Annotated in this window: 18 protein-coding genes; 10 read left to right on the top strand and 8 right to left on the bottom strand. The window is 68.0% G+C overall.

The genetic code is table 11. From position 1 onward, the window contains the following. Positions 1–59: 59 nt before the first annotated feature. Together ACLJOO_RS29545 and ACLJOO_RS29550 are read left to right on the top strand one after the other, a co-directional pair. Positions 60–1,067, top strand: a complete 1,008-nt coding sequence (locus ACLJOO_RS29545) for an Rv3235 family protein (protein WP_410790721.1) — start codon at positions 60–62, stop codon at positions 1,065–1,067. 646 nt (positions 1,068–1,713) lie between these two features. Then, positions 1,714–2,628 (top strand): VanW family protein, encoded by a 915-nt coding sequence (locus tag ACLJOO_RS29550; RefSeq protein WP_410790722.1) that lies wholly within the window; start codon positions 1,714–1,716, stop codon positions 2,626–2,628. Here ACLJOO_RS29550 and ACLJOO_RS29555 read toward each other — a convergent pair. Then, complete coding sequence (locus ACLJOO_RS29555; RefSeq protein ID WP_410790723.1) at positions 2,622–3,029, bottom strand: cupin domain-containing protein; 408 nt, start codon at positions 3,027–3,029, stop codon at positions 2,622–2,624. The two genes, ACLJOO_RS29550 and ACLJOO_RS29555, sit on opposite strands and share 7 nt — an antisense overlap. Before the next feature lie 63 nt (positions 3,030–3,092). Between ACLJOO_RS29555 and ACLJOO_RS29560 the strand changes: the two genes are divergently transcribed. Together ACLJOO_RS29560 and ACLJOO_RS29565 are read left to right on the top strand one after the other, a co-directional pair. Beyond that, a complete protein-coding gene (locus ACLJOO_RS29560) occupies positions 3,093–3,806 on the top strand; it encodes a helix-turn-helix domain-containing protein (RefSeq protein ID WP_410790724.1) in 714 nt (237 codons plus the stop codon). Between the two features lie 93 nt (positions 3,807–3,899). Next, positions 3,900–4,925 (top strand): aminoglycoside phosphotransferase, encoded by a 1,026-nt coding sequence (locus ACLJOO_RS29565; protein ID WP_410790725.1) that lies wholly within the window; start codon positions 3,900–3,902, stop codon positions 4,923–4,925. Here the strand turns inward: ACLJOO_RS29565 and ACLJOO_RS29570 are convergent. From ACLJOO_RS29570 to ACLJOO_RS29595, 6 genes are read right to left on the bottom strand one after another with little or no spacing between them, the layout of a single operon-like run. Next, a complete protein-coding gene (locus tag ACLJOO_RS29570; protein WP_410790727.1) occupies positions 4,906–6,798 on the bottom strand; it encodes a hypothetical protein in 1,893 nt (630 codons plus the stop codon). The two genes, ACLJOO_RS29565 and ACLJOO_RS29570, sit on opposite strands and share 20 nt — an antisense overlap. Then, complete coding sequence (locus tag ACLJOO_RS29575; RefSeq protein WP_410790728.1) at positions 6,795–7,853, bottom strand: glycosidase; 1,059 nt, start codon at positions 7,851–7,853, stop codon at positions 6,795–6,797. Before ACLJOO_RS29575 ends, ACLJOO_RS29570 begins: the two co-directional genes overlap by 4 nt. A gap of 10 nt (positions 7,854–7,863) precedes the next feature. After that, entirely contained in the window at positions 7,864–8,682 is an 819-nt protein-coding gene (locus tag ACLJOO_RS29580) for a carbohydrate ABC transporter permease (RefSeq protein WP_410790729.1), read from the bottom strand. Next, complete coding sequence (locus ACLJOO_RS29585) at positions 8,679–9,578, bottom strand: carbohydrate ABC transporter permease (protein WP_410790730.1); 900 nt, start codon at positions 9,576–9,578, stop codon at positions 8,679–8,681. Before ACLJOO_RS29585 ends, ACLJOO_RS29580 begins: the two co-directional genes overlap by 4 nt. Next, positions 9,575–10,843, bottom strand: coding sequence for an extracellular solute-binding protein (locus tag ACLJOO_RS29590; RefSeq protein WP_410790731.1), 1,269 nt, complete (start codon positions 10,841–10,843; stop codon positions 9,575–9,577). The genes ACLJOO_RS29585 and ACLJOO_RS29590 overlap by 4 nt, the downstream gene beginning before the upstream one ends. A gap of 11 nt (positions 10,844–10,854) precedes the next feature. Beyond that, complete coding sequence (locus ACLJOO_RS29595; protein ID WP_410790732.1) at positions 10,855–11,877, bottom strand: LacI family DNA-binding transcriptional regulator; 1,023 nt, start codon at positions 11,875–11,877, stop codon at positions 10,855–10,857. Between the two features lie 275 nt (positions 11,878–12,152). Between ACLJOO_RS29595 and ACLJOO_RS29600 the strand changes: the two genes are divergently transcribed. Genes ACLJOO_RS29600 through ACLJOO_RS29625 form a run of 6 tightly spaced genes read left to right on the top strand, consistent with a single transcriptional unit; the run spans position 12,153 to position 18,252 of the window. After that, entirely contained in the window at positions 12,153–12,956 is an 804-nt protein-coding gene (locus ACLJOO_RS29600) for an endo alpha-1,4 polygalactosaminidase (protein ID WP_410790733.1), read from the top strand. A 33-nt stretch (positions 12,957–12,989) separates the two neighbouring features. Beyond that, on the top strand, positions 12,990–14,288 hold the full coding sequence (locus tag ACLJOO_RS29605; protein WP_410790734.1) for an ABC transporter substrate-binding protein: 1,299 nt from the start codon (positions 12,990–12,992) through the stop codon (positions 14,286–14,288). Then, entirely contained in the window at positions 14,288–15,211 is a 924-nt protein-coding gene (locus tag ACLJOO_RS29610; protein WP_410790735.1) for a carbohydrate ABC transporter permease, read from the top strand. The genes ACLJOO_RS29605 and ACLJOO_RS29610 overlap by 1 nt, the downstream gene beginning before the upstream one ends. Further along, positions 15,208–16,020 carry a carbohydrate ABC transporter permease gene (locus ACLJOO_RS29615; RefSeq protein WP_410790736.1) on the top strand — a complete coding sequence of 271 codons (813 nt, stop codon included), beginning with the start codon at positions 15,208–15,210 and terminating at the stop codon, positions 16,018–16,020. The genes ACLJOO_RS29610 and ACLJOO_RS29615 overlap by 4 nt, the downstream gene beginning before the upstream one ends. A gap of 4 nt (positions 16,021–16,024) precedes the next feature. Next, complete coding sequence (locus tag ACLJOO_RS29620) at positions 16,025–16,960, top strand: carbohydrate kinase family protein (RefSeq protein WP_410790737.1); 936 nt, start codon at positions 16,025–16,027, stop codon at positions 16,958–16,960. After that, positions 16,957–18,252 (top strand): alpha-glucosidase/alpha-galactosidase, encoded by a 1,296-nt coding sequence (locus ACLJOO_RS29625; protein WP_410790738.1) that lies wholly within the window; start codon positions 16,957–16,959, stop codon positions 18,250–18,252. Before ACLJOO_RS29620 ends, ACLJOO_RS29625 begins: the two co-directional genes overlap by 4 nt. Here the strand turns inward: ACLJOO_RS29625 and ACLJOO_RS29630 are convergent. Beyond that, on the bottom strand, positions 18,216–19,142 hold the full coding sequence (locus ACLJOO_RS29630) for an NAD(P)H-dependent flavin oxidoreductase (RefSeq protein ID WP_410790739.1): 927 nt from the start codon (positions 19,140–19,142) through the stop codon (positions 18,216–18,218). The genes ACLJOO_RS29625 and ACLJOO_RS29630 overlap by 37 nt on opposite strands. Between the last annotated feature and the right edge of the window lie 117 nt (positions 19,143–19,259).

Here is a 19,259-nt window from a genome sequence, read left to right on the forward strand (position 1 = left end):
ATGTGATGGGGATGTTGGCTGCGGTGGCTCGGCCTCGGTTGGCGTCGATTGGTGGTGGGTTGGGTGAGCACACTGTGCCGGCCACCGCGAGGTACGCCGGGGAGCTGACGGACGGGGCGTTGGCGCTGCGGCTGCAGGCGATCACACGGCTGGGTGTCGTGTCCGCGCCGCGTCACCTGTCGAGCATCGACGCCTTTGCAACTCCCCAGCCTCACACTGCGCCCGCACCTGCACAGAAGAAGCAAGGCAACGCGTTGACCGCTGCCCCAGAAGAGCAGGACGATGCGGCCCTCGCCCCGGGAAGGCACGCCGGCGCAGCCGTCCCACCCGCCCAGGAAGAGCACGGCAACGCGGCCAACGCACCCGCGGAAGAAGAGCGCGGTGGAGCAGCTCGGTCAGAGGGCGCGGGTGGTGGGGCGAAGCAGGAGCGCCGGAAGCTCAGCGTCGTGCCGCCGGTTGCCGGTGTCACGCACTCGGCCGCGGCGCCTGGGCAACCTGACGGGGCCCGGGCGTCGCTCAAGCCAGCCAGCACAAATCCGCCCCACACCACTCCCAACGCCACGTCGGACGACACCGCCGGCAGCACCACGCTGCCCGCGACGTCCAACACCACACCGGCCGACGCCAGCTCCAGCGTCGCGTCGGCGACCGCCGCCGGTGATGCGTCCGGTGTTGCCAAGCGTGCGGTTGGTGTGGGGCGGGCGCAGGGTGGGGCGGGGGTGGCTCCGGTGTTGCCGGAGGTTCGGGTTTGGGGGGCTCGGTTGGCTCAGGCGGTTTCGGAGGTGCTGGCGGGGGATCGGCCGATCTCGCAGCTGGTGCGGTTCACCGATGATGTGGTGTTCATGGAGCTGAATCGGCGGGTACGGATGCTCGGGATGAACTCGACCGCGGGGATGCGCGGGGCGAAGGAGAAGAGCACGGTGCGTTCGGTGCGGGTGTTCATGCCGGAGCCGTCCATCGCCGAGGTCGCCGCGCATGTGCGGCACGGGCAGCGGTCGCGCGCAGTCGCGTTTCGCCTGGAGGTTCGCCGCAACCGGTGGGTGTGCACCGCGCTCGAGCTCGGTTAGAGCGAGAGGCAGCAGGACGACCGTTGGCTGGCTCCGGACTGCTCAGGCACGCGCCGTACGCGCGCATGGTTCCTGACCAGTTCACGAAGGTGCGGACATGCCCCAGTGGCAGGAGATAACGGCTCTTGTGACTGATGTGTGGGTGGTCGACAGGTTCCAAGGCGGCGCCGGCCTGGTGTGATCTGCAGCTCGACAGGAGGTGTCGGGTGGCCGGGTAGTGCACCTGAGCGTGGAACGGGCCGTGCGTACAGCGTCTCGCCGGTGCACTACCTGTCGAGCTTGCACATCACACCGCCGCGAGCAGCCGAGCCGCCACCACCACCCACAGTTCCGGCGAGACAGCCGGATGTCCCCTGGTGTTGTGGATTCTCCCCTCCCATACCAACGGAGAAGGCACAACGCCGTCGGATATCCCCTCCTGTGCCCGGGTTCACGTCGGGTCTCAGGCCCCACGGCCTGTCTCAAGTCCCCGGATGTCGCCACCAACACCCACACATCGCACCGGAGAGCCGCAATAACAGGTGCCGCGCCCCCGGTTCCTGTCTCTCGTCCCGGTTCATGCAATTTGATTGTGGGGGTTTTGTCATGTGGTTGGGGGTGGGGCGGCGTACGGTGGCCGGGGTCGTCTGGTTTCGGGGGAAATGGGATGTTGGAGAGTGCTGCTGCGGCGGCGGCGTGGCAGGTTGATGTTCGGGAGTTGACTGCGGCCGAGCGGGCGCGGGTCCTCCCAGCGGTACGTCGGCGGCGGTGGAGTGAGCGCGTTCGCGTGCTGTATCCGTTGGCGGTGCGCTACCACCGCGCAGCCAAACGTCTGGAGTGGATGAGGTCCAGCACGCCGTACGCCGGGACGCGCGACGTGAACGACCTTCCGGTAAGGATCAAGCGGCACAAGTCGTTGCTGTTGCGGCAGCTCGGGGAGACCGAGATGTGGATGCAGCGCAACAAGGTGACGAACCTGAAGCTCGCCTGCGCGCAGGTCGACGGGTTGGTGATCCGGCCGGGTGAGACGTTCTCCTTCAACAAGGTGGTCGGCAACGCGACCCGCCGCAAGGGTTACAAACAAGGGATGCGGTTGTCGAACGGGCAGGCGAAGCCGGGGATCGGCGGCGGCATCTGCCAGCTGGCGAACCTGCTGCATTGGATGGTTCTGCACTCGCCGTTGACCGTGACGGAGCGATCCACGCACAGCTTCGATCCGTTCCCGGACAACGGGCGGGTGCTGCCGTGGGGCGTGGGCTGCAGCATCGTCTACAACTACGTGGACCTGCAGTTCCGCAACGACACGGACCAGACGTTCCAGCTGCATGTCGGCGTCGGCGATCGTTATCTCGAGGGCGAGATCCTGGCCGACGTCCCGGCCGCGTCGTCGTACCGAGTGTTCGCGAAGGAGGAGCGGTTCCTTCGGGTCGGCGCGGACTACTTCCGGCGGAACGAGATCTGGCGGACCGTGATCGATCGCCGCACGGGTACGGCGGTCCGCGACGAGCTGATCCGCGAGAACGTTGCCCTGGTCAAGTACCTGCCGGTCGACGTACCGGTGCTGGACGTCGTGCATCACTGAAGCAGCGAACACCCGTACTTCTCGAACAGCGCCGCCACGTCACCCGAGAACCCGTCGTGCAACTCACGCAGCATCGCGTGGGTGGTGGACGACATCACCAGCACGTACCGCGCCGGCTCCTCGCCCGGGTTGCCGAACGTGTGCGGCACGCCGCGCGGCCCGACGATCCCGGATCCGGCCGGTACGTCGTAGTCCTCGCCGTCGATCCGCATCCGCATCGTCCCGGACAGCACGTACCACGCCTCGTCGTCGGTGTGATGCACATGCAGCGGCGCCTGCCACGCCACCTCGTCCGACGTACGACCCGCGGCCTCCCACTCGGCGAGGACGAGACCGGATCCCTCCGGCGCAACCGTCCGCCCGAGCAGCGGAACCCCTGACAAATCATCACGACGCGTCACAGGACCTCTAATGCCCCAAGCGGCCGTCGGCAAACTGTCGGCGCGGCGTAGCAGACTGGAGAGGTGACTGTGGTCGTCGAGCCGTACCGGGAGCGCCCCGCGCGCATCGCCGGCGCCGACCTGTGGACGCGGACGGCGGAGGGCGGTGAGTACCGGATCCTGCCCGACGGCTGCATGGATCTGCTGCTGATGGGCGACGACCTGATCGTCGCCGGTCCGGACAGCCGCGCCTGGACGGGCAGCGCGCCGCGGGGCACGCGGTACGCCGGGATCCGGTTCGCGCCGGGCGCCGCGCCGGGCTTCCTCGGCGTACCGGCCCGCGAACTGCTGAACCAGCGGGTCCGCCTCGCTGACCTGTGGTCGCCGAACCGGAGCAGACGCCTGCTGGATCGGATCCGGGCCGCGCCCGACCACGCGACAGCGCTCGACCTCGAGGTCGCCAAACTCCTCGAGGAACCGACCGACCGTCTGACCGCGCATGTACTGCGCAGCGTCCGCGGCGGCCTGCTCCGCGGCACGGCCGGCGTCTCCCGCCTCGCGGCGACGATCGGCCTCAGCGAGCGGCAACTGCACCGGCGCTGCCTGGACGCGTTCGGCTACGGCCCGAAGACGCTCGACCGGGTCCTGTGGATGAACGTTGCCCTCGACCACGCGCGCACGGGCGTCCCGCTCGCCGACGTCGCCGTACTCACCGGGTACGCCGACCAGGCCCACCTGACTCGCGATGTGAAAGCTCTCACCGGTCTGCCGCCGAAGATCCTCTTAGAGCGTGTCTGAGGACCCTGCGCCTACTGCGGGCACTCGGCACGGCACCTCCTCGCGACGGCGCAGGGTCCTCAGATACGCTCTTCGGCTGACAAACTGCTCCTCATGACCGAAGTCGGTACGACGACGTTGCGGCACAACCCGCTCAACGCGGTGACGGCGAACGTCGAACGGGTCACGTACGCCGACGGCCGGACCGCCGTACGCAAGGAGCTCCGGCGGCCGCGCGACGCCCCCGGGCCGTGGGCCGCGTCAACCGACCCGCGGCACTGGAACTATTGGCGCCGCGAACTCGAGGTCTATCGCGACGACGAGCTCCGCGAACAACTCGCCGACGCCGGGCTGGTCCTGCCGGCCGCACAGGTCGACGAGCAGCCCGACGGCGGCGTACTGCTGATGGACGACATCGCCGGTACGCCGGGCACGCACTTCAGCCTCGCGGAACATGCAGTGCTCGCACGCGCCTGCGGCCGCTGGCAGGCCCGCCCCGCACCCGAACGGCCGTGGACGTCGACGGGCTTCCTGCGCGACTACTCAACGACTCGCGACGTCCCCTGGCAGCTGATGACCGACGACGCGGCCTGGCGGCAACCACTGATCCGCGAGTTGTGGCCCACAGAGCTGCGCGAGGCCTGGACCGGGTTGCTGGTGCATCGCGACGCGCTGCTCGACCTGGTCGCGAGTCTCCCCCGCGCCCGCTGTCACCTCGACTTCTGGGTCTCGAACGTGGTCCAGCGGCCGACCGGCGAGCTCGCGCTGTTCGACTGGTCGTTCCTCGGTGACGGCGCGCTCGGCGAGGACATCGGCAACTACATCCCGGACGCGGTGTTCGACCTGTTCTGGCCGGCCGAGCGCCTTCCCGAGCTGGCCGAGACCTGCATCGCCAACTACCTCGACGGCCTGCACGAGGCCGGCTGGCGTGGTGACCCGGACCAGGTGCGCCTGGCGGTGATGGCCTCCGGTGTGAAGTACGCGTGGCTCCTGCCCGGCCTGCTCGGCCGGGCCTCGGACACGACGCACAACGCCTACCACCGCCAGGTCGACAGCAGGTACCTGTTCCACCAGCGCGGCCAGGCCCTGCTGTTCGTTGCTGACTGGTGTGCCGAGGCACTCAGCCGAGCACGACGGTGAAACCTCCCGGAACGACGAGTGGCTTGCCACGGGCAACCAGCCGGCCGCTGGAGTCGTACGTGTAGGCGTGCCCGCTAACGCCGACCACGCGGGGACGGGTGTCGACACTCACCAGCAACGTCGCCGCTCCGATCCGGAAGCTGCTGATGGTTGGGAGCAGCAGTACTGCGTCCAGCTGAGCAGTGCCCGTCGACTGCGCGTTGAGCGTTGTCGCGTTGGCAGGAAGCGGGTTGGCGAGTGTCAGCGGCTGAAGCGCTCCGGGTGCAGCCGAGATGCCTTGCGGGCCGCAGACGTGGACCAGCGCGCCCAGCGTGCGGCCGCCGCTCGTCCAGGTGGTCCGGGCCGGCGTGGGTGTGTCGACGAGGTTGACGACCGGGAGAACCAGACGCGGCTGCGCTGACGGTGGCACGGTCCACCTCGCCGTACCGTCGAGGGAGAGGTAGGAGCCGTTGCTCCATTGGGATTCGCCAGTCCACGCGGACGGTGGTGTGACGACAACACCACCCGTGGCCGTCTCCGCCTCGACGATCTGGAGCCCGTCGTACGCCGATGCGCCTGACAGGCGGGCGATCTCCGGGTGGGCGTCGAGCGCGAGCATCGAGAGCTGCCCGTGGATCGTGGACTCGGCGCCGGAGTTGCGGTTGATCACGCCGTCGCCGGAGATGCCGTCGTACGTGCGGCCCGTGGTGGCGTCGTACATGGGTTGGCCGGCGCGGTTGGCGCCGAAGTACCAGGCGGCGACGAACGCGGCGAGGTGTTTCTGGCCGGGGCGGTCGATCGCGAGGAGCGCCTGCAGGCGGGCGTCGACGCCGTACGCGATCTGGGTGCGGTCGATCGGCGTCGGGAGCCAGCCGTTGTCGGGTCCGCCGGCGGTGAGCAGGAGCGGGGTGAAGCCGGCGGTGTCACCGATCGCCGCGGTCAAGAAAACGTTTTCGTTGAGGGCGGCCGAAGCAGCGGCCAGGGCCGAGGGCATCTGGGCGCCCCAGGCGTGCCAGTCGGAGATCGACTCGCCCCAGGGCAGGAGCGCACGGAACGGCCATTCCCGGGTCGAGCCGGCATGCATCTGCGCGATGCCTTCGGCGAAACGTGTGAGGGCTCGACGGGCTCGGGGCGATCCGCCGGCGTCGACGTACGCCGAGAGTCCGAGGACCGCTTCGGAGGTAGCGTCTGCGCCGTTCACGATCAGCCAGGCGGGGAGACGGCGGCCGTCGACGACGTTGTACTGGCCGTAGCGGATCAGGACCTGGCGTTCGAGAGCAGCGATCGCCAACTCGAGGCGATCACGGAGGAAAGCGGCAAAGGCTCGATCGGTACGGCGGAAAACGTTGTACCCCTCCCCTAGCGCCCAGACGGTCCTGGCCAGCCAGTACGACGGCCCGGAGTCGGAGGGGTCAGGGAGATCGACCGGCTCGGCGCTCGGGTTGAGCGTTCCGTCGGGCTGCATCCAGAGCACGACGTTTCCGTTGGGCGACTGCAGGAACGTAAGGGCTCGCAGCAGGTCGCGGGCGGTCTGCAGCGAGCTCGCTTGGTGGAAGAGTTTCCAGTGCCGCAGGTACACGACAGCCGCCCGCGCGATGTCGTCCGCGTTGTAGGCGCCTTGCCCGTAGGTGTTCGTCGTCGGGTCGTAGGTCCCACCACCGATCCGCCGGTACGACCCGTCCGCCTGATGGTCGGCGTACGTCCACAGAACACCCAGCGGGCCGGACCCGTAGGTGGTGTGGCCCGCGGCTGCCGGAGGTGAGACCGAAGCCCGGAGGAAGTCGAGGTGGGCGAGATTGGACAGGCGGGTGGAGGCAGCAGCGGGGAGGGTGACTGTGGAGGCGGCAGCCACCGCGAGTGCTCCGCCGAGGACGGTGCGGCGGGTCGGTTTCATGTCAGCCGGTCCAATCTGGCCACACCGATGGCGGCGTCGGCCATTCCGTAGAAGATGTAGTGCACGCCGTCGACCTCTTCGATCGCGGTCGGGAAAACGACGTTTCCGACCGTTCCGACTTTCTCCTCCTCGGTTTCCGGAACCATCAGGGGTTCGGTGGTCCGGGCGACGACCCGGGTGACATCGTCGGGGTCGAGGATCAGCGCGCCGGCCGCGTAGCAGACCTTCTGGGTGGTGGGGTCGAAGCCTTCCGGCTGCTCGCCGGTGACGCCGTGGTGGATGACGAGCCAGCCTTCGGGGATCCGCAGCGGCGCCGGACCGGCGCCGATCTTCAACTCCTCGAACGGGTACTCCGACATCGCGACCAGCCGGTGGTGGCGCAGGTGGACGAGGTTCCGCAGATCCGCCTCGACCGCCGCCACGGGGACGAACGACACCCAGATCCCCGGCCGGTCGTCGGTGACGCCCGCCGGCAGATGCACGCCCTCCCCCTCGCGGAACCATCCGAGATCCCACATCGGCCGGTGCAGCATCGCGTACGACGGTTCGCCGTCCGGACCTGGCACCGGCTCGGGGAAGAAAACGGTGTCCTTGTTCGGGAACAGGTTGAGATCGGTGTCCAGGTCCGGCTGGTACTCGAAGTGCAGCGGGCCCAGCCGCCGCCACTCCCGCAGATCCGACGACACCGCGAGCGCCGGCTTCGGTCCGAGCGGACCGTAGGCGACGTACGTCATCACGTGCAGGCCGAGCGACGGGACGAACGTGACCCGCGGATCCTCGACGCCGGCGTTGTTCTTGCCGCGCTCCCAGCCTTCGTCCGGTGCGAGCACGACGCCTTCCCGCCGGACGCCGACCGGTACGCCGTCCGCCAGCTCGACGGCGGCCAGGCCGACCCGTGACACGTTGCCGCCAGCAACCAGCCGGGGCAGCAGGTATAGCTGCCCGTCGGGTGTGTGTCCGGTCGCGGGGTTCAGCACCCCCTCCGCCTCGAGGTCGTTGCCCGGCTCTGCCGTCATCAGCACGCCGACGCGAGTAAGGGTGTAGGGAACAGTCACAGGAAACCTTTCAGCCTTTGACGCCGGACGACAGGTTCGTCGAGATGAACCGGCGCTGGAAGATGACGAACAGGGTCACGGCCGGCGCGGCCAGTACGCACGCCCCGGCGAGGACGGCGCCGAACGGGTTCGCGGCCCGTGCGGAAACCGTTGTCAGGTAGTTGGACAGCGAAACCGCGAGCGGCTGCAGATCCTGCTGCTTGGTGATCAGGAAAGGCCACAGAAACTCGTTCCACGGACCGATGAACGTGAGCAGTACGCCGGTCAGCAGGGCCGGCCGCACCAGCGGTACGGCGACCCGCCAGAGGATGCTCAGCTCCGACGCCCCGTCGATCCGGGCCGCGTCGAACAACTCGGCCGGCAACTGCAGGAAATACTGCCGGAAAACGAAGACCGCGGTCGAGTTGATCAGGAACGGCAGGATCATCCCGAGGTAGCTGTCGGCGAGCCCGTAGCTGCGCACGATCAGCACGTACAGCGGGATCGTCAGCAACTGGAACGGCACGACCTGGATCAGCAGCATCAGGTTGAACACCAGCCCGCGCCCGCGGAACTGCAACCGTGCCAACGCGTACCCGGCGAGCACGCCGAACACGAGCGTCCCGAGGATCACGCCGCCGGTGAAGACCCCGGAGTTGAGCAACGACCGGCCGAGATGGATGGCCTGATTGATCTCGGCGTAGTTGTGACCGGTGAGGTTCCCCGGCGACGGAAACGCGCCGCCGACCGAGGGGTCCGGCTCGGCCTGCAACGAGCCGATCAGCATGTAGTAGAAGGGAAACAGGAAGACGAAGGCCCCGATCAGCAGCCCGATGAATTTCAGCTTCACGACTCCTCCTTCCCCACGAAACGCCGTTCGATCAGTGCGAGCAACAGCACCCCGATGACGAGCAGCACGCCGATCGCCGAACCCACATCGGGGTTCCCCTGCTCGATCCCGCGCTGGTACATGATCAGAACCGGGGACGCGGAGGCCCCGTCCGGGCCGCCGCCTCCGGTCAACAGATAGGGCTCGGTGAACAGATTCGCGCCGGTCACCGTCGCGAGCAGCACGACGAGCGTCGTCGCCGGCCGGACGCCCGGAACCGTGACGTTCAGGAACGATTTCCATCGGCCCGCGCCGTCCATCGACGCGGCTTCGTACAGATCTTTCGAGACGTTCTGGAGCGCGGCCAGGTACAGCAGGATGAAGAACCCGAGCTGTTTCCAGGTCACGTAGATCGCGACCGTCGGCATCGCCAGCCCAGAGTTCACCAGCCACGACGGGTCCGGCGCGAGCGGGCCCAGGACTGAGTTGACCAGCCCGTTGGAGTTGAAGAGGAACAGCCAGACCCCGACGACCGCCACCGAGGCGGTCACATAGGGAACGTAGTACGAGACCCGGAAGAACGTCCGCCACCGGATCGCCGCGTTCAGCGCGTTCGCGAGCAGCAGCGACAGGACGACGGTCAGCGGAACATTGATCACCAGAAACACCAGAACGTTTCCGAACGCCCGCCGTACCGCCGGATCCGACAGCACCGTCACGTAGTTGTCGAACCCGACGAACGGCCGGTCCACGATCGCCCCCGGAGCAGCGAAGAAGTAGTCGTGGAACGACATGTAGACCGCGAACCCAAGCGGATACGCAAACACTGCCGCCAGGAAAACGACGTACGGCGTGACGAACGCGGTCCCGACCGGATGCTCACCGAGAATCCGGCCGAGCGGACCACGCGACCTCATGACTGTTTGACGAGCTGATCGACCTTCTGGGCGGCGCCGTCGAGGGCTGTGCCGGTGTCTTCCTGGCCGAAGATCACCGACTTGGAGTAGGCGTCGCGGAACGTCTGCCAGATCGAGATCGAGTTCGGCACGTTCGGAACCTCGACGGTCCGGGACGCCTGGTCCGCGAACGTCTTGTACTCGGGGTTCTTCGCGAAGTAGTCGGCGTACGTCGACGCGACGTCCTTGCGCAGCGGCATCTGTCCGGTCGCGGCCAGGAACTTTCCGTCCTGTTCCTTGCTGGTCGCGAACTTCAGCACGTCCGACGCCGTCCCGCGGTTCTTGCAGGCCGAGTACATCGCGACGTTCTTGGCATCGGAAAACGTGTGAATCTCGTTCGCCGGCTTGCCGGACGACGTCGGCACCGGCACGACGCCCCAGTCGACCTTGCCCTTGTACGTCGCGATCGCCCACGGACCGACCACGGCCATCGCCGCCGTGCCGTCCACGAACGCGTCCCCGGTGTACTTCTCCGGCGATGCGAGCTTGTCGGCGTACATCGTCCGCCAGAACTGCGCGACCTTCTTGCCCTCGTCGGACGCGAACGTCGCCTTGCCGTCGGCAACCAACTGCTTGCCGCCGCTCTCCGCCGCGTACAACGGGTAGAAGTCGAACCAGGACTGGTAGAACTCGTTGCTCGGCGCCGGGTAGATCGCGAACTTCGCCGCCTTCGACGCCACCACCTTGCGGGACGCGGCGAGGAACTCGTCGTACGTCTTCAACGACGGATCGGTGATCCCGGCCTTCGCGAAGATCTTCTTGTTGTAGAAGATCATCACCGGGTTCGACTTCCACGGCAGCTGGTAGTACTTGCCGTCCGCCGACTTGTACTGTTGCGCGATGTCGCCGGACCGCTCCTCGATATAGGACGCGTCCAGCGGCACCAGACCGCCCTGTTTCTGGAACTGCGAGACCGACGCCGGCGAGGTGTTGAAGATCAGGCACGGCGCGTTCCCCGCGGTGATCGCCGCGCCGATGACCTCCTCCGACGACTTTCCGGTCGGGATTTCCTGGGCGGTGATCTTCTGGTCGGCGTGCTCGGCGTTCCAGGCCGCGACCATCTGCTTGCCCCAGGCCACTTCCTCGGCGTTGTTCGAGTACCAGATCGTGATCGGTCCGCGGGCAGTGGCCGCGGAGTCGGCGTCACCAGCGCCGCCACCGCCGCTCCCGCACGCGGCGAGCGAGCCGGCCAGAACCACGGCCAGCAATCCAGCTTGCAACTTCATCAGGGTTCCTCCTACACAGGGGGTGCGGCGGTGGAGCGTCGTACGACGAGTTCTGCGGGCGGCAGCTCGACGTCGGGTACGTCGGTCTCGCCGTCGACGACCCGGTTGAGGGTCTGGGCCGCCGTCTCGCCGAAGCGGAACGGGTCGGCGCGGACCGTGGTCAGTCCGGGATGCACGTACTCGGCGAGCTCGCTGTCGTCGAAGCCGGCGATGCTCAGGTCGTCCGGCACGGTCAGGCCCGCGGCCTGAGCGGCACCGAGACCCGCGATCGCCATCCGGTCGTTCGCGTAGACGATCGCGGTCGGCGGCTCCGGCAGCGCGAGCAGCCGCCGGGTGGTCTCGATCCCGCCGGCCGCCGTGAAGTCACCGGTCTCGACCGCGACCGGTTCCAGACCGGCAGCGGCCAGCGTGTCCGTGAAGGCAGTGGACCGCGCCGTGGCGTGCACGAACGCGGGCGGACCGGCGACGTGCGCGATCCGGGTGTGCCCGAGCGCGATCAGGTGCTCGACGACCGCCCCCGTGCCCGGCCGGTCGTCGAGGGTTACCGCCGGGAACGGCGACTCGCCGTCCGGACGGTTCAGGGTGACCGCGAGCAGGCCGAGCTCGACCAGCAGGCCGATCCGCGGATCGTCGTGCCGGAGGTCGGACAGGAACACCCCGTCGACCCGCGCATCCTGCGCGAGCCGCCGGTACCCGTCCTCCTCGGATTCCCCGGCCGTGACCACCTGCAGGACCAACGCCTGCCCCCGCGTCGACAGCTCGCTCTCGACCCCGGCGATGAACGCCGGGAAGAACGGGTCCGACGACAGCACGGCCGGATCCCGGGTGATCACCAGGCCGAGCGCGAACGCCTTCGAGACCGACAGCGACCGCGCCCGGTTGCTCGGCCGCCAGCCGAGCTCGTCGGCGGCCGCGAGGATCTTGTCCACGGTCGACTGCGCCAGCCCGGGGCGCCCGTTGAGCGCGAACGACACCGAGCCCTTGGAGACGCCGGCCCGGCGCGCCACATCCGCGATCGTCGGCCGCTTCGCCACTCGAACCTCCAGTTAAACCGGTTTAAGCAGCATCTAAACCGGTTTAAACCACCGCTGTCAAGATCGAGGGCCTGCGCAATACCGCAATCTGCGGGCGGTTCCGCGCACTCGTTTGCAGCCGATCGCTTGACGGGTGCCGCCGACCAGAGATTGACTGGTCGGCAGTGACGCACCCAGCCGGTACCAGGCCGACGGCCTGAAGTCCGGTTTTCCGGCGCCAGGGCTCAGGTGAGGCCCGAGGCGGGGTCGCGTCCCCGGGACCGATGGAGCAAATCGTGTCCAGACTCACCCGCCGCCTGCTGGTAGCAGCCGCGGCCACCGCCCTCGCAGTCACCGCCTCCACCCTCACCCGAAACCCCGCCGACGCGGCCGTCACGCTCCCGCCGGCGCACGCGAAGTTCGACTACCAGATCGGCGGCGCGTATACCCCGCCCGCCGGCGTCCAGGTGGTCACCCGCGACCGGACCGCCGCACCGGCGGCCGGCCTCTACAACATCTGCTACGTCAACGCCTTCCAGGTCCAGCCCGGTGAACAGGGCCAGTGGGCCTCCGACCTGCTGCTCCGCGATGCCAAGGGCAACCTGGTGATCGACGAGGACTGGGGCGAACCGCTGCTCGACCTCCGGACGGCGGACAAGCGGACCCGGATCGCCGCCAAGGTCAACGGCTGGATCGACGGCTGCGCGACCAAGGGCTACAAAGCGATCGAGCCTGACAACTACGACAGTTACACCCGCTCGAAGAACCTTCTCACCGCCGGCCAGGCCAAGGCATACCTGACCTTGCTGGCCACCCACGCACACAGCAAGAACGTCGCCATCGGCCAGAAGAATACGGTCGAACTGGCCGACGCCCGAGCCTCGATCGGCCTGGACTTCGCGGTCGCCGAGGAATGCGGCCAGTACGACGAGTGCGGCGACTACGTAGATGCCTTCGGCAACAACGTGATCGTGATCGAGTACACCGACAGCGGCCGGCGTACGGCGTGTTCGCAGTACGGCGGAACGCTCTCGATCGTGCAGCGCGATGTGGACGTCTCCGTCCCGGGCGACTCCGGGTACGTCCGCAAGACCTGCTGAAACTCCTTTCCTCCAACCTTTCCGGAGACCGCCATGTCTCAGCATGCTTCAAACCTGTCCCGTCGTGACATCCTTCGCGCGGCGGCCGCCGTCGCGGCCGTCGGCACCCTGGGTGCCTGCGGGAAGAACGACGACGAGGGCGCCGGCGCCGACGGTGTCGTGACGCTCGACCTCTGGCACGGCCAGGTGGATCTCGGCAAGGCCGCGATCGACTCCCTGATCACCGCGTTCAACCAGACGCACCCGAAGATCAAGGTGGTCGGCGGCGGTGGCGGCGTGACCGCGGACAGCATGCTCCAGAAGGTCACCGCGGGTCTGGCGGCGGGGTCCTACCCGGATATCGCGTACATCTTCGGGTCGGACCTCGCCAGCCTGACCAAGAGTCCCAAGGTCGCCGATCTCACCGGCCAGCTGAAGATCGACGACTACTGGCCGGCCGCGAAGGACGCGGTCAGCGTGAAGGGCAAGGTCCGCGCCGCGCCGGCGCTGCTCGACTCGCTGTGCGTCGTCTACAACAAGAAGCTGTTCGCGGCCGCCGGCGTGGCCCCGCCGAAGGCCGGCTGGACCTGGGACGATTTCGTTGCCGCCTCCAAACAACTGACCAACCCGGCCAAGGGGATCTTCGGCACCGGGTGGCCGGGCGTCGGCGACGAGGACACGGTCTGGCGGATCTGGCCGATGATCTGGGACCTCGGCGGCGACGTCGTCAGCGGCGACGGCAAGAAGGTCGGATTCGATTCGGTCGGCCAGAAAGCCCTGGAAACACTGGACAAACTACGCTCGGACAAGTCGCTGTACGTCGACCCGAAGCCGGGCAGCGAGCAGCTGTACCAGGTATTCCTGGGCGGCCGGATGGGAATGGTTGCCACCGGCCCCTGGCAGCTCCCCGAGCTGAAGGACAACGGCCTCGAGTACGGCGTCGTACCGCTGCCGTCGTACTCCGGGAAGCCGATGACGATCTCCGGCCCGGACACCTGGACGATCTTCGACAACGGCAAGGCCAAGGTGAAGGCGGCCACCGAGTTCGTCACCTGGCTGGCCGAACCGGCGCAGGACCTGCAGTGGGACATCAAGGGCGGCAGCCTGCCGATCACCAAGGCGACCGCGGAAATGCCTGAGTGGAAGAAGCATTCCGCGGCGACGAACGGGCTCGAGGTGTTCGTGACGGCGCTCGACACCGCGAAGGTGCGGCCGACCATCTCGACGTACCCGCAGATCTCGGAGCACATGGGTCAGGCGATCGCTGCCGTACTGCTCGGGAAGCAGAGTCCTGCGGATGCGTTGAAGCAGGCCGTAGACCAGTGCAACCAGGTGCTGGCGGTGCCGAGCTGATGGCCAGTGTGGTCGGGACGTTCACCGTCGATCCGAGGTCCCGGGCGGCCAAGCGGCGGACGCGTGGTGAAGGTGCGACCGGGTGGGCCTTCGTCAGTCCGTCGGTGGTGATCATCCTCGGGCTGAGCGTCGTACCTGTGCTGTGGTCGTTGCTGTTGTCGTTCCAGGTGAACGATCTGGTCTCGCCGAGCGAGTGGGTCGGGCTGGCGAACTACAAGGCGCTCGTGAAGGATCCGGCGTTCGGGTCGGCGGTCTCGCACACGCTGCTCTACACGGCGTTGTATGTGCCGTTGAGCGTGGTCGCCGGGTTGGGGATCGCGATCGCGCTGGATCGGAAGATCGCGCTGATCGGGCTGTACCGGACGTTGGTGTTCGTGCCGTTCGTGGTGTCGGCGGCGGCGCAGGGCGTGCTGTTCTCGTTCGTGCTGGACCCGGAGTTCGGGGTCGCGAACTCGTTGCTGCACAAGCTCGGGCTGCCGGCGCAGGGGTTCTTCAGCGATCCGGGGCAGGCGCTGTACCTGCTGGTCGCGATCTCGTTGTGGAGCGGCACCGGGTTCTGTGTGATCGTCTATCTCGCCGGCCTGCAAGGGGTTTCGACCGATCTGGTCGAGGCGGCGCGGATCGACGGCGCCGGTCGCTGGGGCGTACTGCGGCACGTGACGCTGCCTGCGCTGGCTCCGGTGACGATCTTCCTGCTGCTGTTCCAGACCATCAACGCGTTGCAGGTGTTCGACCTGGTGTTCGTCACCACGAAGGGCGGACCGCTCGGGTCGACGACGGTGATCGTGTACTTCATCTGGGAGAAGGCGTTCAAGACGTTCACGGCCGGTTACAGCGCGGCAGCGGCGTACACGCTGGCCGTCGCGTTGCTGGTGGTCGGCGCCGCCTTGCAGATCTACCGGCGGAGGGTGGCTGCCCGATGAGACGGATCAGCGGTTGGCATCTCGTCCTCGCGCCGCTGGCGTTGCTGTTCGCGTTGCCGTTGGTGTGGCTGCTGGTCAGCTCGGTGATGAGCAACGCGGAAATCAACCGTTTTCCGCCAGCGTTGTGGCCGCACGCGATCAAGCTCGACGGCTACCGGTACGTGCTCGGAAACGCCTTGTTTCCGCGCTGGTTCCTGAATTCCTTCATCGTTTCCGCGGTCGCGGTGACGGCGAACCTGGTGCTCGGGTCGCTCGGCGGGTACGCGTTCGCGCGGATCCGGTTCGCCGGGTCCAAGCTCGTTCTCGGGCTGATGCTGGCGACGATGGTGATCCCGTTCCAGCTGACGATGATCCCGACGTTCCTGGTGATGAAGCAGCTCGGCCTGATCGACACGCTCGGCGCGCTGATCGTGCCATCGCTGGTGACACCGCTTTCCGTCTTTCTGTTCCGGCAGTTCTTCGTCTCGCTGCCCCGCGAGCTAGAGGAGGCCGCCTGGATCGACGGCTGCGGGCGGCTCCAGATCCTGGTGTCGATCGTGCTGCCGCTCGCGCGGCCGGCGTTGAGCACTGTCGCCGTACTGACGTTCCTCGCCACCTGGAACGACCTGACCTGGCCGTTGATCGCGATCAACAGCGACTCCACCTACACCCTCCAGCTGGGACTCACCACGTTCCAGGGGCAGCACCACACCCAGTGGTCGGCCGTAATGGCCGGCAACGTCATCACCGTGCTGCCCGTCCTGCTGGGGTTTCTCCTGGCCCAGAAGGCGTTCATCCGCTCCCTGGCCTCCACCGGACTCAAAGGCTGACAGAATGATCGATCTTCTCGTGATCGGCGACGCGAACCCCGACGTGGTCGTCGGGCCCGTCGACCAGCCGATCCTCTTCGGCCAACGGGAACGGCTCGTTCCCAGCGGCTCCCTCGTTCTCGGCGGCTCGGCGTCGATCATGGCGTGCGGCGCGGCCCGGCTCGGACTCAGCGTCGCCTTCGCCGGTCGCGTCGGCGACGATCCGGCCGGATCCTTCGTGCGTACGGCGCTTGCCGACCGGGGCGTGAATGTTGACGCGCTGGTGGTCGACCCGTCGCTCCCAACTCCGCTGACCACGATCCTCACCTCGGGGGACGATCGCGCGATCCTGACGTCGCCCGGGTGTTTGCCCAGCACTGTGGCGGAGGATGTGCCGCAGGCCCTCGTCCGGTCGGTGCGGCATGTGCATGCGGCCTCGTTCTACCTGATGCCAGGGCTTGCGGCGGGGCTCGCGGAGATTTTCAAGGAGGCTAAAGCTGCGAAGGCGACCACGTCGCTGGATCCGAACGACGATCCGGCCGGGAGATGGGACCGCACGGTGCTCGACCCGGTCCTTCGGGTCACGGACTACTTCCTGCCCAACGCGGCGGAGGCACTGGCGCTCACCGGTCATCACTCGGTCGAGGACGCCGCCGGCATCCTGGCCCGCCGACTCGCCCGCCGCGGCACCCTCGTCGTGGTCAAGAACGGGGCGGAGGGCGCCCTGGCTCACAACGGGTCCAGAGTCATCACCGCACCGGCGCTCAAGGTGGACACGATCGACGCAGTCGGAGCAGGCGACAGCTTCGACGCCGGCTGGGTGGCCGCCGTACTCAACGGATCCCGCCCGGACCGCGCCCTCGCGATCGCCGCGGCCTGCGGTTCGCTGTCGACCCGAGCCGCAGGCGGCACCGCGGCACAACCCGACTGGGATCTAGCAGTAGAAAGCGTGACCTCATGACGAAGATCGTCTTCATCGGCGCCGGCAGCGTGGTCTTCACGCAGGGTCTGCTCGCCGACCTGTTCGCGCTCGAGCTCGGGCCGTTGCAGATCGCTCTGCACGACATCGACCCCGAACGGCTCGAGACGGCTGCCGCCGCGGCGTCGTACATCGCCCGGGAGCGTGGCGTCGTACCGCAGATCAGCAAGCATCTCGAGCGCCGGGCGGCGTTGGACGGCGCCGATTTTGTGATCAACATCGTGCAGGTCGGGATGAACGCGGCCACCCATGCCGACTTCGAGATCCCGGCCCGGTACGGCATCCGGCAGACGATCGGCGACACCCTCGGCGTCGGTGGCGTGTTCCGCGCGCTACGGACGTTCCCGGTACTGCGGGGCCTCGCGAAGGACATCGCCGACGTCTGCCCGGACGCGTGGCTGCTCAACTACACCAATCCGATGGTGATGAACGTCTGGTATCTCAAGGCGCTCGGGGTGCGGAACCTGGTCGGGCTCTGCCACTCGGTGTACTGGACGATGCAGGGGCTGTCCGAGCTGGTCGGCGTACCGTACGACGACGTCACGTACCTGGCCGCCGGCGTGAACCATCAGTCGTGGGTACTGCGGTTCGAGCGCGGAGCCGAGAACCTGTACGACCGGCTGGACGAGGCGATCGCGGCGGATCCGGAGCTGCTGCGCCGGGTCCGGGTCGACATGTACCGGCGGCTCGGGTTCTACCCGACCGAGACGAGCGAGCACTCCTCGGAGTACGTGCCGTGGTACCTCGGGCACGCGCGCGAGATCGAGCGGCTCCGGCTGCCGATCGGGGCGTACCTCGACATCGTCGCGGAGAATCTCGCGTCCTACGAGCAGACCCGCAACGCCCTCAAAACCGGCGATCCCGTCGAGGTCGAGCCCACCATGGAGTACGCGCCCCAGATCATCCACAGCATCGTCACCGGCACGCCCCGGACGGTCTACGGGAACGTGCCGAACACCGGCCTGATCCCGAACCTGCAGGCCGGTGCTGTCGTCGAGGTCCCGTGTCTGGTGGACGCGTCCGGTGTGCAGCCAACCGCGGTCGGAGCACTCCCAGCGCAGTGCGCGGCGCTCAACCGTTCGTACCTGAACGTGGCCGAACTCGCCGTACAGGCGGCGATCGAGGAGGATCCGCGCGCGATCCGCCAAGCCGTCATGGTCGATCCGGCGACCGCGGCCGCGCTACCCGTGGAGCAGATCTGGGAGCTGTGCAACGACCTGGTGCTTGCTCACCGCAACTACTTGGACCCGTCGTTGAGAGCGGCGCTCAGGTAGTCGCGGTACGTCGCGAAACCGGCGAGGACCTCGGCCGCGGTCGGCTGACCGGTCAGTGCGCCGACGCCCTGGCCCGCGTAGATCGACGCGCGGGCCGGGTCGACGGCCTTGGACCCCTCGACCCACAACTCGTGGGCCGAGTCCTCGGTCTTCAACTCCTCCTCATGGCCTTCCCACGTGTCGAAGAAGGCGTTGCGGAGCGCTCGACCGCCGAACTCGTCCGGCCAGCCGGCGCGCGAGGCGGCGTCGAACACCGTGCCGTAGACGGTCTCGGTCTCGTCCGCCTCGATGATCCGCTGCCGCGCCGGTTCCTTTGTCTGCGCCTCGACGCAGGTCAGGAACGCCGTACCGATCCATCCGCCGACGGCGCCGGCGGCCATCACGGCAGCTAGGCCGCGGGGGCCGGAGATTCCGCCGCCCGCGAGTACGGGTAGGTCGGTCGTGTCGAGGATCGCCTGCAGCAACGGCAACGTCCCCACCGCGTTTCGCCCGTGCCCACCAGCTTCGGCGCCCCGGGCAACGATCACATCCACCCCAGCTTCAACCGCCTCCCGGGCGTCCGCGACCGTCCCGGCCTGGGTCGCGACGACGATCCCGGCCTCCTGCAGCGGGGCGACGTACGGCTTGTAATCCCCGAAGCTCAACGACACCAGCGCGGGCCGCAGCTCCAGCACCGCTTCCAGGTGCTCAGGATGATCCTTCACCGACCACGCCATCAATCCGATCCCGTACGGCGTCCCACGCGCCGCCGCGATCGCTCCCTCGGCGCGGATCCAGTCAGCCGTGACGGCCGAGCCCGCCCCGAGCATCCCCAACCCACCAGCCGCGGAGATCGCCCCGGTCAGCTCCCCGCCACTGACGTACGCCATCGGCGCCCCAACCACCGGCACCCCAACCCCAAACCTCTCCCGCAGCCACATACCCCAAGCGCACCACACCCCGCCCCCACCCGCCATGGCCCGAGACACACCGACGGCCGGCTCCCCAGTGGGAAACCGGCCGTCAAA

The sequence above is a fragment of the Kribbella sp. C-35 genome (genome assembly GCF_046549195.1).
In the GTDB taxonomy this organism is placed as follows: Bacteria; Actinomycetota; Actinomycetes; order Propionibacteriales; family Kribbellaceae; genus Kribbella.

What these genes read in the sequence shown, in the direction of transcription:
- ACLJOO_RS29550 (WP_410790722.1), top strand. Translation starts at nt 1,714, where the DNA reads ATGTTGGAGAGTGCTGCTGCGGCGGCGGCGTGGCAGGTTGATGTTCGG.
- ACLJOO_RS29565 (WP_410790725.1), top strand. Translation starts at nt 3,900, where the DNA reads ATGACCGAAGTCGGTACGACGACGTTGCGGCACAACCCGCTCAACGCG.
- ACLJOO_RS29570 (WP_410790727.1), bottom strand. Translation starts at nt 6,798, where the DNA reads ATGAAACCGACCCGCCGCACCGTCCTCGGCGGAGCACTCGCGGTGGCT.
- ACLJOO_RS29585 (WP_410790730.1), bottom strand. Translation starts at nt 9,578, where the DNA reads ATGAGGTCGCGTGGTCCGCTCGGCCGGATTCTCGGTGAGCATCCGGTC.
- ACLJOO_RS29590 (WP_410790731.1), bottom strand. Translation starts at nt 10,843, where the DNA reads ATGAAGTTGCAAGCTGGATTGCTGGCCGTGGTTCTGGCCGGCTCGCTC.
- ACLJOO_RS29605 (WP_410790734.1), top strand. Translation starts at nt 12,990, where the DNA reads ATGTCTCAGCATGCTTCAAACCTGTCCCGTCGTGACATCCTTCGCGCG.
- ACLJOO_RS29610 (WP_410790735.1), top strand. Translation starts at nt 14,288, where the DNA reads ATGGCCAGTGTGGTCGGGACGTTCACCGTCGATCCGAGGTCCCGGGCG.
- ACLJOO_RS29615 (WP_410790736.1), top strand. Translation starts at nt 15,208, where the DNA reads ATGAGACGGATCAGCGGTTGGCATCTCGTCCTCGCGCCGCTGGCGTTG.
- ACLJOO_RS29620 (WP_410790737.1), top strand. Translation starts at nt 16,025, where the DNA reads ATGATCGATCTTCTCGTGATCGGCGACGCGAACCCCGACGTGGTCGTC.
- ACLJOO_RS29625 (WP_410790738.1), top strand. Translation starts at nt 16,957, where the DNA reads ATGACGAAGATCGTCTTCATCGGCGCCGGCAGCGTGGTCTTCACGCAG.